The following is a 10928-nucleotide window of genomic DNA, read 5'->3' on the forward strand; positions in this document are numbered from 1 at the left end:
GCCTGTCACTCCGGAAGGCCGGCCTTGCGGTAGCCATCGACGAAGTGCTGGAGCGTCGCCGCGTCGCGGAACGGCTCCCTGGCCACCCAGTGGCGGGTCGTGAAATCCGGGTTGCCGACGAGGAACAGCTCGACCTCCGCGCGCGCCTCGTCGAGCCGGCCCAGCTGGGCCAGGCTTGCCGCCAGGAAACGGCGTGAGCTGGTGCGATAGGTCTCGTCCCGGCGCAGCGTCTCGACGGCGGCTTCGTAGTCGCCGGCCGCGTATTGCGCCTGGCCGAGCGTGAGATAGTACCAGCTTGCCGGAAACGGGTTCAGCCGGAACGCCTTGCGGACGTGCTCGAGGCCGTCCTCGACCCGCCCGGCCAGGACCGCGATGTCGGACAAGGCCGCCCAGGCATCGGCCTCGTTGGGGTCGAGCTCGATCGCCCTGGCGAATTCCGCATCCGCCTCGGCGAAGCTGCGCTCATAGGCCAGCAGGTAGGCCAGGACCCAGCGGCAGCCGGCATCGTTGGGATCGAGCGCCACCGCTTTGCGCGCCAGGTCCAGGGCAACGCTGCGGGACGAGTCCGTCGGTCCGCCGGAATGCACCGATCCCATCCAGTGGTTCATGGCCAGCCAGCGATAGGGTTCGGCGTATCCCGGATCGAGCGAGACCGCGCGCGTGAGCATCAGATGCGCTTCCCTGGCCGCCTGCGGGGAATCATCCATCAGCCGGCGCGCCCGCACGCAGAGATCGTAGGCCTCGAAATTCTGGGGCCGATGGCGCGGCGGCGGTGCGCGTAGCCGGCCGAGCAGCGCCTCCATGATCTTGCCGGTGACCTCGTCCTGGACGGCAAAGATGTCGTCCAGGCCGCGATCGAAGCGTTCCGCCCAGAGGTGATCGCCGCTCACCGCGTCGACCAGCTGGGCGTTGATGCGCACCCGCCCCGCGGCGCGTCTGGCGCTGCCCTCCAGCAGGTAGCGCACGCCAAGGTCCTGTGCGATCCCGCGCACGTCCATCGCCTTGCCCTTGTAGGCAAAGGCCGAGTTGCGGGCGATGACGAACAGGCCCGGAATCCTGGACAGGTCGGTGATCAGGTCCTCGGTCAGCCCGTCCGTGAAGGAGTCCTGGTCGGGATCGTTGCTGACATTGACGAAGGGCAGCACGGCGATCGACGGCTTGTCGGGCAGCGGCAGAGGGGCTCGCTTCGCGCCGCCGAGCGGTTCGACGGCGGCCGTGAAGCGGTAGCCGACCCGCGGAACCGTGGCGATCCACTGGCCTCCGTCGGCGGCCGGCCCCAGCAGCTTCCGCAGCGACGCGATCTGAACGGTGAGATTGCCCTCCTCGACGGCCATGCCCGGCCACGCCGCGTCCATCAGCTCGGCCTTGTCAAGGATGTCGCCGGGCCGTCCGACCAGCGCCGCCAGCAGCTTCAGCCCGCGATGGCCGACGGCGACGGGGACATCATCCCGAAGCAGCGTTCCCGCATCGGGATCCAGCACGAACGGACCAAAGGCGAAGCGCGATCCCTGCATGCGGCATCCATAGTCCGTTTGGAAGTTTTTGAGAACTATTTGGGAGGGCTTAAGTACGGCGCCGCCGGCATCCTGCAGACTTCAGCCTCTTTCAGGTCGAGGGGCCCTCTGGCCCCTCAGCTCCTATGGAGGCTGTCATGACCAATACGCGCACCCTCGGGGCGACTCTGCGTCAGGCGGAAGCGTCGTGTCGGCCCCACGGCCTGGCGGCCCTGCTGAGCATGATCGCGACCTGGCGCGGGCGGATACGCGTTCGCCAGGCCCTCAGGCGGATGTCGAAGGCCAATCCGTACCTGATCGACGATATCGGTCTGACGAAACGGCAGGTCGAGGCGGAGGTCGCCAAGCCCTTCTGGCAGGACTAGGGCGAAGGTTGCCATGACGTATCGACCGTTTCCGCGTGCCGTCGTGTTTCTTCAGCACCTGCCGGAATTTGCCGGTCCTGCTTCGAGGTCCGCATGACTGCCGAAAGCACGACGTTACCGCGAGCGGATCGGATCCCCTGGGCCGCGATGGCGGGCATCATCGCGACCGTCACGGTGTTCGCCGTGGCCCAGGGACTGACCTACCCGCTGCTCAGCTTCATCCTCGATCGGCAGGGGACGACGCCCGGCCTGATCGGCTTGTCGGCGGCAATGACGCCGCTGGGCTTCATCGTCTCCGCGCCCTTCATTCCCGGGCTGGTGCGGCGTCTGGGTGGGGCCCGGCTGGCGATTCTGTGCTCGATCCTGGCCGCGCTCGCCCTGATCGCGATCGCCTGGACGCAGGACGTCATGGCCTGGATGCCGCTGCGCTTCCTCCTCGGCTTCTTTGCCAATCCACTCTACGTGATCAGCGAAACCTGGCTGATCACGATCACCCCCGCGCCACGCCGCGGCCGCATCATGGGCCTCTATACATCGATCGTTTCGGGTGGGTTCGCCATCGGCCCGCTGTCGCTCGGCCTGGTCGGCACGCAGGGCTGGCCGCCCTTTATGATCGGCATCGCGGCCTTCCTGATCTGCGGCCTGATCGTGGTCGCGGTGGTGCCGCGCCTGCCGAAGATGCCGCAAGAGGGCGAGGCGACATCGGTCGCCGGCTTCTTCGCTCTGGCGCCGCTCCTGCTGTTCGGGGTTTTCGCAGCAGCCGCCTTCGAGCAGATCCTGCTGTCCTTGTTCGCGGTCTATGGCACAGCGCTCGGCAGCGGCGAGGAGCGCATCGCTTCGCTCATCACCTGCTTCATCGCGGGCAATGCCGTGCTGCAGATCCTGCTCGGGCGCCTGGCCGAACGGTTCGGCTCGGCGCGGACCCTGCTGTTCTGTGCCCTGGCATCGCTGGCCGGCTGCCTGCTGCTGCCGGCGATCTTCGACTCCTGGCTCATCTGGCCGCTCGTCCTCCTCTGGGGCGGCGTCTCGTTCGGGATCTACACCATGTCGCTGATCCAGCTCGGCGAGCGATTCGACGGCCAGGCCCTGATCGCCGGCAACGCGGCCTTCGCGTTCGCCTGGGGCATCGGCGGCATCGTCGGCTCGCCCGCGACAGGGCTGGCGATGCAACTGATCGGACATCAAGGGCTGCCATCGTCCCTCGGCCTGCTGTGCTGTGTCCTGGCGGCGCTGCTGGTGGCGGAGAGACGGCGGGTCTGACCGGGCATTTGCCTCGTCCAAGGGGCCTACGCCGCCCCTGTCGGCTTTGTCCGGCCGAGCGGGATGGTGACGGATTTGGCGATCAGCCGCCGTCGCGCTGCAAGCCAGACCGTCCCGGCCGCGATGAGGCCGACGACGACATTGGCGGCGACGAACAGGATCACCGCCAGCACCGCCACGATACCGGCGTCGCCGCGTTCGACCATGCGCATCGGGGCCACCGCCAGCGCGGTCACGCCGAAGGTGAAGGCCCAGTAGGATGGGCTGAACGGCTCCTCCCGGATCCAGGGCAGCAGCCGCAGCAGCACCAGCGCCTGCAGGACGCCGTAGCCGAGCAGAGCATGGGCGACCAGGTCGGGCGGCCCCTGGGTGATGCCGAGATAGGCGACCCCGCCAACCACCGGCGGCGCCAGCTGGACGCCCAGCGTCGGCCGCAGTCCCGGCGGCAGCGTGGCGGCGGTCAGCAGCCGGTGGATCAGCACCGATTCGATCGCCAGCCAGGAGAACAGCCCGGCGCCGAAGGCCATCTGCCCCCAGTCGGGATGGCCCAGCGCCGCCGCCACGGCGGCGGTGACGAAGCTGCCGGCGACGGTCGGCAGGTAGAGGACGGGCGTGGTGGTTCCGTGGTCGCGTCCGCCCTGCCACAGGCCGCCGGTGCGCCAAATCGCGAACAGCAGCGTGGCGGCGGCGCCGATGGCGAACAGCACCGTCGCGATCGGCTGCGAATAAGGCAGCACGCCGCCGGCGACCAGCAGCGTCGCGACCCCGGCGAGCCCGATGAAGCAGCACGCCACCGGATGGGCCACCTCGCCCAGCGCCTCATCGCGGGCCACCAGCCATTTCAGGCCGTAGAGCAGGACCAGAACGGCCCAGACCACGACCGCCAGGGCAATCACGGCCTCGCCGATGACGGTCGGCAGCTGCCACAGCCGGTGGGCCGAGCGCCAGGCGCCGCCGAGCCCGGCCAGCCCCAGCACGATGCCGAAGAAGGAGGCCGGGATCACCGGCACGATCAGTCGAACGGTCATTTGAGCAATCCCCCGACAGCCCCGGCGGGAAGGTCCCGCCCACCATGATAGGTCCGCACCTTGGCTCAGGACCTCTTGAACGGCCAGCCCGGCTCCAGGTCGTCGCTTCGAATCTGCTCGCGATCATCGTGTGCAGCCGGCCGTCGATCCTTCCGCCGGCGTGGAGATGACCCGCAGCGCGGATCGGGTGCCGCGAGATCGGAAGGAAGCCGCCCGGGATGTGTGCCGTGGCCCTTTTTCGTCACGGGAGATGGCGCAGGGCGGATTTGAGCGTTCGGGAGCTGCGGTTCTTCTTCAGGAAGGCATCCGTCAGGTCGGCGATTTCGTCTGCCGACGTGTCGAGCGCGAAATGGCCGCCGTCCAGGATATGGACTTCCGCTTCGGGCACATCGCGCTTGTAGGCATCCGGCTCCGAGAGGTCGAAGGACGGGTCGTACTTTCCCCACAGCACCAGCATCGGCGGCTGGTTCTCACGCATCCATGCCTGCCAGGCAGGGTAGGAGGCGACATTGTTGCGGTAGTCGAAGAACAATTCGGTCTGGATGTCGGCTTGGCCTTCCCGGTTGAGGAAGGCGAATTCATCGGTCCAGAGGTCCGGATCGTAGCGGTCGATTCTCGGGTCGCTGCCGAGATGGCGGGTGCGCGTGGTCTCGAACGACAGCAGGTTGATCCGCAAGGCCGCTTCGTGCGTCGCGCGGTCCGCCCAGAAGGCCCGCCTGGCCGCCCAGGGTTTGCCGAGGCCTTCATTGTGCGCCACGGCGTTCTGGATGATGAGGCTCTCGACGCGGTCCGGATGGGCCAGCGCGAGCCGGAAGCCGACCGGGCCGCCGTAATCCTGCATGTAGAGGCTGTAGCGGGAGAGCACCAGTTTCTGCGTGAAGCGGGCGACGACGTCGGCGAGACGGTCGAAGGTGTACGAGAAGTCCTTCGGCTTCGGCGCGTCGCTGTGGCCGAAGCCGGGATAGTCCGGGGCGATGAGACGGTAGCGGTCCGAGAGCCGCTGCAGCAGCGGCTCGAACATCCGCGACGACGACGGCAGCCCATGCAGCAGAAGGATCGCCGGCGCATCCGCCGGGCCGGCGTCCCGGTAGAAGATCGACAGGCCGTCCAGGTCGATGGTGCGGTAGCGGACCGGGTGTTTCATGCGGGGCTCCCGTATGCCTGTGGGACTCAATCTCCGACCTGCAGGATGATCTCGATTTCGACCGGCATGCCAAGGGGCAGGCTGGCGACGCCCAGGACAATGCGCGGCGAAAGCATCCCGGTCCCGAAGGCCTTGACCAGGATCTCGGACGCGCCGTCGGCAACCCGGGGATGGTCCCGAAAATCGCCTGCGGTCGCGATGTAGACGGCGAGTTTTGCGACGCCGGTCACCTTGTCGAGCGTGCCGAGGTGCACCTTGGCCGCGGACAGCGCGTTGAGGCAGGCGATCCGTGCCGCCTCCTGCCCCTCCTCGACCGACAGTTCCGCGCCGAGCCGCCCGATGAATTGCGGGGTTCGGGCGATGACAGGAAGCATCCCGCTGAGGAAGAGCAGGTTGCCGATCTCCACCGCTTCGACATAGGCGCCGAGCGGTATGGGCGCCGGCGGCAGTTCGATGCCCAGGGTCTTCAGCCGCCGTTCCGCGCCGGCGGCCGGCACTGTGTCGAGAGCTACCATCTGCCCAGATGGGCGCCGCCATCGACGTGCAGCACCTCCCCGGTGATGTGCGGGGCCTCGGTCAGGAAGACGACGGCGTCGACGATATCCTGGACGGTGGAGATGACACCCATCGGCGACAGCGTCTTGAGGAAATCCTTCGGATCGTCCTTGTGGAGCGGCGTGTCGACGATGCCGGGAGCCACGGTGTTCACTCGAATCCCTGCCTTAGCATACTCCATCGCGATGTTCTTCGAGGCGGCCTCGATGCCGCCTTTGGTCATCATCGCGACCGAGACGTCGACGCCCGCGATCGGATGACCGACCAGCGGGGTGGTGATGCTGACGATGCTGCCGCCGGACTTCTGCGCCAGCATCTGCCGGATCACGAACTGCGTGAGGTGAAGGAAGCCCTCGGTGTTCGTCGCTGCGAGCTTGCGGTAGTCGTCGACCGTGTAGTCTATGAACGGCTTGGCGAAGAAAATCCCGGCATTGTTGACCAGGGCGTTGATCGCGCCGAACCGTGCCAGGGCGATCTCGGTGACGTTCCTGGCCGTCGCCGGGTTCGCGATGTCGCCGTCCACGCGGGCGACGCGATCGGAATCGGGGATCTCCCTCGACCGGCTGACCTGCCGGGATGTCGCGACGACGTTGTAGCCGCGGTCGAGGAAGGCATTGGCAATTCCTGCACCGATGCCCTGGGAGGCACCGGTGACGATCACTGTCTTCTCAGCGTGCATGATCATCTCCGAACTGTGATGCGAAGCCGACGACGCGATCAGGTCGTCTGGCGCAGGGGCCGGAAGGCGGCGCGCAACTCGGCGCTGAACAGGGCCGGCTGCTCCCAGGCGGCGAAGTGCCCGCCCTTGTCGGGCCTGTTGTAGTGGATCAGCTTCGGATAGGCCTGCTCCGCCCAGCTCTTGGGCGCCTGGTAGATCTCGTCCGGGAAGGCACTCACGGCGACCGGGATCTTGATGCCCCGGGGGTCGAAGAAGCCACCCGACGGGAAGTGCGCATTGTCCCAGTAGAGGCGCGCCGAGGAGATCGCCGTGTTGGTCAGCCAGTACAGCGTGACGTTGTCGAGGATGTCGTCGCGCGTCAGGCCCTCGGTCTCGCCGTCGAAGACGCGGGCGATGAGCCTGTAGCTGCGGATGTCGTGGTCGAGCATCCACGCCGCGAGGCCGACCGGAGAGTCGACGATCCCGTATAGCGTCTGCGGCCGGTTGTTCATCTCGATCGCGTAGCCCAGCCCGTTCTTATAGAAGTCGTCGAGCTGGTCCCAGGCGCGCTTCTCGTCCGGCGAGAGGCCGGCGGGCGGCGGGCCGCCGGCCGCCAGCGCTTTCGCGACATCCGCCGGGACGGTGGCCGCCATGTTGGTGTGGATGCCGAGCAGTCCCGGCGGCTGCTGCAGCGCCATCTGCTCGGACACGGCATTGCCCCAGTCACCGCCCTGCGCGACGTATCTGGTGTAGCCGAGCCGCTGCATCAGCACCGCCCAGGCCTGCGCGATCCGGACCGGGGTCCAGCCGGGCGCCGTGGGCTTGCCGGAGAAGCCGTAGCCCGGCAGCGAGGGGATCACCACATGGAACGCATCCGACGCGGTCCCGCCATGCGCCGTGGGATCGGTCAGCGGCCCGATGATCTTGAGCTGCTCGATGATCGAGCCGGGCCAGCCATGGGTGACGATCACCGGCAGGGCGTTGTCGTGTTGCGAGCGGACGTGGATGAAGTGGATGTCCAGCCCGTCGATCTCGGTGACGAATTGCGGTAGGGCCTGGAGCCGCGCCGCCATCTTGCTCCAGTCGTAGTCCGTCGCCCAATGCTTCGCGAGCTTCTGGATCGTCGCGAGCTGCACGCCCTGCGTGTCGTCCGCGACGGTCTCCTTGTCCGGCCAGCGGGTGGTGGCCACGCGGCGTCGCAGGTCGTCGAGCTGCTCCTGCGGGAAGGTCATGCTGAAGGGGCGGATGGCGTCGCCCGTGGCCGCACCCAGCGGCATCGGCATCATCATGGCGACGCTCGTCAGGGCTGACGTTATGAGGAGGTCACGGCGCGTGGGTGAAAAACCTTCCAGCATGGCGAAATCCTCTCGGGTGGTCTCAGTGGCAGCGAAGCGCCACGACAGACTGCGACGAGGCCTGGGGCCGCGCGATTGCACGTTGGTATCGCCGACACCTTGGTATCGGAATGCGGAAGCTCGGCCGAACCGCGGGATCGAGACAAGATTACGCCGCTTTGATTGCTCGAATATTTTCAATTCCGGACGATACCAAGGTATCGCCGATACCTTTGTTTGATAGATGGGGGCGTTGAGCTCTGGCATTTCGATGACACCGGGACTGTCCCCGCGACCATCGGAGATTGATATGGACGCCATCGCAAACGTCGGCCGGATCCGCGTCGATCGCCGCTCACCGGCCTATTGGCGCGTCACCTTCGACCTGCCGCCTCTGAACATCTTCGGGCCGGCGAACATGTCGCAGCTGAACGCCGTCGTCGCGGCGCTCGAGGGTGACGAGCAGGTCAAGGTCGTCGTCTTCGACAGCGCCATCGAGGGCTTCTTCCTGACCCATTACGACTTTCTGGCAAACCCGGAGGACACGCTTGGGCTGCCGCCAGGCCCGACCGGTCTGCAGCAGCTGCCGGACATGCTGGTGCGTTTGAGCCGCGCTCCCGTCGTATCGATCGCATCGATCCGGGGGCGCGCGACCGGCGTGGGAAGCGAACTCGCCCTCGCCAGCGACATGCGCTTCGCCAGCCGCGAGAAGGCGATCCTCTCGCAGTGGGAGGTCGGCGCCGGCCTGGTGCCCGGTGGCGGGCCGATGGCAAGGCTGCCCCGCCTCATGGGCCGTGGCCGCGCGCTGGAGGTGCTGCTCGGGGCGGACGACATTCCGGGCGATCTCGCGGAGCGCTACGGTTATGTCAACCGCGCACTGCCGGATGCGGAGCTCGACGCCTTCGTCGACGCGCTGGCAAGGAGGATCGCGTCGTTCGACAAGCAGGCCATCGCGGAGACGAAGCGCCTGGTCGACGTGGCGAGCCTGCCGCCCGACGCTGAAATCGCGCCGGAATGGGAGGCGTTCATGGCGGCGCTGGCCCGCCCCGCCGCCCAGATGCGGATCAAGGCGCTGATGGAGCGCGGCTTCCACAAGCCGGGCGACGTCGAAACGCGCCTCGGACACCATGTCGGGCAGCTCGGCCGCTGACAGCCTCCTCGGTCGGCCATGTCAGGATGTTCCGTCCCGTCAGGCGCCAGCGGCAGACAATTTCTTTCACGCGGCGTTCGATTCCCGCGTGTGCTCTTGGGTGGCAGCCATGAAATTCAGCATCGGCGAAGACAGCGGCTTCCACGACGCCATCGTTCCGCGCAACCCGGCGGTTCTGTCACCGCGGCGGCTATCGGACCCCTATGTCGAATTTCGGTCGGCCGGCCTTCGAGGCGATCGGGTCGCCTGTTGGCCGAGGACAGGCTTACTGGACGTCGTGCCGGCCACGCGGGGATTCTCGGTCGACCTGGTGCCGGTGGCCGGCGAGGACCCGGTTGTCGATCGAGTGCGGCATCTCGCGAAGCCCCCGGGCGGTGGGCATCTGCCCGCGCCCGCAAGCTGGACCCCGGCCTCGGCGGAAGAATGGAGGCGCAGCGCTTCGCTGCTGCCGGCTGACGCGATTGGCCGAAACGCCGCCAAGATACAGCACACGCTTTCCTGGTTCGCGAAGAGGATCAGGCACGGTGCGGATTGCCTATCGCGCCGCAGCAAGGGCTTGGGAAGACCGCAGTAATTTTTGAATGCGAAGATCGCGCTCCACAAGATTTCAAAGGAAAGAGACATGGGAAGTGCAGAAGTTGGGATCAGACCCGCGGTCGAGAGTTCGTGGGCGGGCAAAGTCGACATGCGGCTCGAGATCGTGATCATTCCTGTCTCGGACGTGGACCGCGCCAAGCGATTTTATGGCGATTTGGGTTGGAGGCTCGATATCGACCATGCGGCCAGGGACGACTACCGCGTGATCCAGTTCACGCCGCCTGGCTCCGCATGCTCTGTCATCTTCGGCAAGAACGTCACCGCCGCCGCACCCGGCTCGATGCAGGGGCTGCACCTGATCGTCTCCGACATCGAGGCCGCTCGCGAGGACCTGCTCCGTCGTGGCGTCGAGATCAGCGAGCCGTTCCATGACACCGGAGGCGTGTTCCACCATGCCGACGGAAAGGGCGTGGCCATCGGCCCGAATCCGCAACGAAGAAGCTACGCCTCCTACGCCTCGTTCAGCGATCCCGACGGCAATGGCTGGGTCTTCCAGGAAGTGACCGCGCGATTGTCCGGAGATGTCGAACTGGGCGACGCGCGATTCACCAGCGAGGTCGTGAACGCGGTCCGACACACCGCAACCGGAGGGTAAAATGGATCTCGATAGAACGATCGTCATCACCGGCGCCTCGGAGGAGATCGGCGCGAGCCTCGTCGGCACCTTCCTCGATCGCGGCTACAATGTCGTCGCGACGTCTTCGGAGATCGGCCGATCTTCGGGAAACCTGCATTCGGACCGGCTGGCCTGTGTGGCCGGAGACATCGCGGATCCGGACACGGCCAAGATCGTCACCAAGACCGCGATGGCGCGCTTCGGAAGGATCGACGCCTTGATCAACAGTGCCGGGATCTTCGTCACGAAGCCGTTTGTCGACTATACCGTCGAAGACTATCGCAATCTTGTGTCGACGAACCTCGACGGGTTTCTGCACCTCACGCAGCTGGTCGTCCGGCAAATGCTGGCGCAAGGGACCGGCGGCAGCATCGTCACCGTCACCTGGCCGCCGACCGACCGGGCAACCCCCGGGGTCGCCGCCTCGGTCGCCATCATCACCTCAGGCGGTGTCGAGGCGGCATCCAAGACCATCGCGATGGAATATGAGCGGGATGGAATTCGCGTCAACATCGTGGCGCCCGGCATCGACGCCATGTCGTTTCAGACGGCCAGCCCGGAAGCTTTGCTCGAGGCACTGCCGGCGATGCGCAGCACCTCGATCGCGAGGGAGATCATCGATGCTGTCGTTTTCCTGACCGAGGCGCCGCAGATCACCGGGAAGGTGCTGCACGTCGATTGTGCGCCCGTCGACAGATGGTAGTCCC

12 protein-coding genes are annotated in these 10928 nt (G+C 66.8%); 6 read left to right on the forward strand and 6 right to left on the reverse strand.

The features are described from left to right. Positions 1-5: 5 nt before the first annotated feature. Positions 6-1514, reverse strand: a complete 1509-nt coding sequence (locus tag AB4112_RS06960) for a winged helix-turn-helix domain-containing tetratricopeptide repeat protein (protein WP_309792684.1) — start codon at positions 1512-1514, stop codon at positions 6-8. Between the two features lie 137 nt (positions 1515-1651). On the opposite strand from AB4112_RS06960, the gene AB4112_RS06965 reads away from it, so the two are divergent. Then, positions 1652-1879: a DUF1127 domain-containing protein gene (locus AB4112_RS06965; RefSeq protein ID WP_441718080.1), complete on the forward strand. Its 228-nt coding sequence runs from the start codon at positions 1652-1654 to the stop codon at positions 1877-1879. 147 nt (positions 1880-2026) lie between these two features. Further along, complete coding sequence (locus tag AB4112_RS06970) at positions 2027-3139, forward strand: MFS transporter (RefSeq protein WP_441718083.1); 1113 nt, start codon at positions 2027-2029, stop codon at positions 3137-3139. 26 nt (positions 3140-3165) lie between these two features. On the opposite strand, the gene tehA is transcribed toward AB4112_RS06970, so the two are convergent. The 5 genes from tehA to AB4112_RS06995 form a co-directional block, all read right to left on the reverse strand. Further along, positions 3166-4167, reverse strand: coding sequence for a dicarboxylate transporter/tellurite-resistance protein TehA (gene tehA, locus AB4112_RS06975; protein WP_441718086.1), 1002 nt, complete (start codon positions 4165-4167; stop codon positions 3166-3168). Between the two features lie 241 nt (positions 4168-4408). After that, on the reverse strand, positions 4409-5311 hold the full coding sequence (locus tag AB4112_RS06980) for an alpha/beta fold hydrolase (RefSeq protein WP_309792679.1): 903 nt from the start codon (positions 5309-5311) through the stop codon (positions 4409-4411). Positions 5312-5337: 26 nt separating this feature from the next. Beyond that, positions 5338-5808 (reverse strand): RidA family protein, encoded by a 471-nt coding sequence (locus AB4112_RS06985; RefSeq protein ID WP_309792678.1) that lies wholly within the window; start codon positions 5806-5808, stop codon positions 5338-5340. An 11-nt stretch (positions 5809-5819) separates the two neighbouring features. Next, positions 5820-6545, reverse strand: a complete 726-nt coding sequence (locus AB4112_RS06990) for an SDR family NAD(P)-dependent oxidoreductase (RefSeq protein WP_441718089.1) — start codon at positions 6543-6545, stop codon at positions 5820-5822. Between the two features lie 38 nt (positions 6546-6583). Further along, positions 6584-7813, reverse strand: a complete 1230-nt coding sequence (locus AB4112_RS06995; RefSeq protein WP_309792676.1) for an epoxide hydrolase family protein — start codon at positions 7811-7813, stop codon at positions 6584-6586. Between the two features lie 355 nt (positions 7814-8168). Between AB4112_RS06995 and AB4112_RS07000 the strand changes: the two genes are divergently transcribed. The 4 genes from AB4112_RS07000 (at position 8169) to AB4112_RS07015 (ending at position 10924) form a co-directional block, all read left to right on the forward strand. After that, a complete protein-coding gene (locus AB4112_RS07000) occupies positions 8169-9008 on the forward strand; it encodes an enoyl-CoA hydratase/isomerase family protein (protein ID WP_309792675.1) in 840 nt (279 codons plus the stop codon). A 109-nt stretch (positions 9009-9117) separates the two neighbouring features. Beyond that, a complete protein-coding gene (locus AB4112_RS07005) occupies positions 9118-9582 on the forward strand; it encodes a hypothetical protein (RefSeq protein WP_309792674.1) in 465 nt (154 codons plus the stop codon). Between the two features lie 111 nt (positions 9583-9693). Further along, positions 9694-10200, forward strand: coding sequence for a VOC family protein (locus AB4112_RS07010; RefSeq protein WP_309792673.1), 507 nt, complete (start codon positions 9694-9696; stop codon positions 10198-10200). Between the two features lies 1 nt (position 10201). Further along, complete coding sequence (locus AB4112_RS07015; protein ID WP_309792672.1) at positions 10202-10924, forward strand: SDR family NAD(P)-dependent oxidoreductase; 723 nt, start codon at positions 10202-10204, stop codon at positions 10922-10924. Positions 10925-10928: the final 4 nt, after the last annotated feature.

Origin of the sequence: Inquilinus sp. 2KB_23 (assembly GCF_052115705.1) — a bacterium.
Taxonomy (GTDB): domain Bacteria; phylum Pseudomonadota; class Alphaproteobacteria; order DSM-16000; family Inquilinaceae; genus Inquilinus; species Inquilinus ginsengisoli_A.

Bases quoted from the DNA above. Each gene is read 5' to 3' on its own strand.
- AB4112_RS06960 (WP_309792684.1), bottom strand. From the start codon at position 1,514: ATGCAGGGATCGCGCTTCGCCTTTGGTCCGTTCGTGCTGGATCCCGAT.
- AB4112_RS06965 (WP_441718080.1), top strand. From the start codon at position 1,652: ATGACCAATACGCGCACCCTCGGGGCGACTCTGCGTCAGGCGGAAGCG.
- AB4112_RS06970 (WP_441718083.1), top strand. From the start codon at position 2,027: ATGGCGGGCATCATCGCGACCGTCACGGTGTTCGCCGTGGCCCAGGGA.
- tehA (WP_441718086.1), bottom strand. From the start codon at position 4,167: ATGACCGTTCGACTGATCGTGCCGGTGATCCCGGCCTCCTTCTTCGGC.
- AB4112_RS06980 (WP_309792679.1), bottom strand. From the start codon at position 5,311: ATGAAACACCCGGTCCGCTACCGCACCATCGACCTGGACGGCCTGTCG.
- AB4112_RS06990 (WP_441718089.1), bottom strand. From the start codon at position 6,545: ATGCACGCTGAGAAGACAGTGATCGTCACCGGTGCCTCCCAGGGCATC.
- AB4112_RS06995 (WP_309792676.1), bottom strand. From the start codon at position 7,813: ATGATGATGCCGATGCCGCTGGGTGCGGCCACGGGCGACGCCATCCGC.
- AB4112_RS07000 (WP_309792675.1), top strand. From the start codon at position 8,169: ATGGACGCCATCGCAAACGTCGGCCGGATCCGCGTCGATCGCCGCTCA.
- AB4112_RS07005 (WP_309792674.1), top strand. From the start codon at position 9,118: ATGAAATTCAGCATCGGCGAAGACAGCGGCTTCCACGACGCCATCGTT.
- AB4112_RS07010 (WP_309792673.1), top strand. From the start codon at position 9,694: ATGCGGCTCGAGATCGTGATCATTCCTGTCTCGGACGTGGACCGCGCC.
- AB4112_RS07015 (WP_309792672.1), top strand. From the start codon at position 10,202: ATGGATCTCGATAGAACGATCGTCATCACCGGCGCCTCGGAGGAGATC.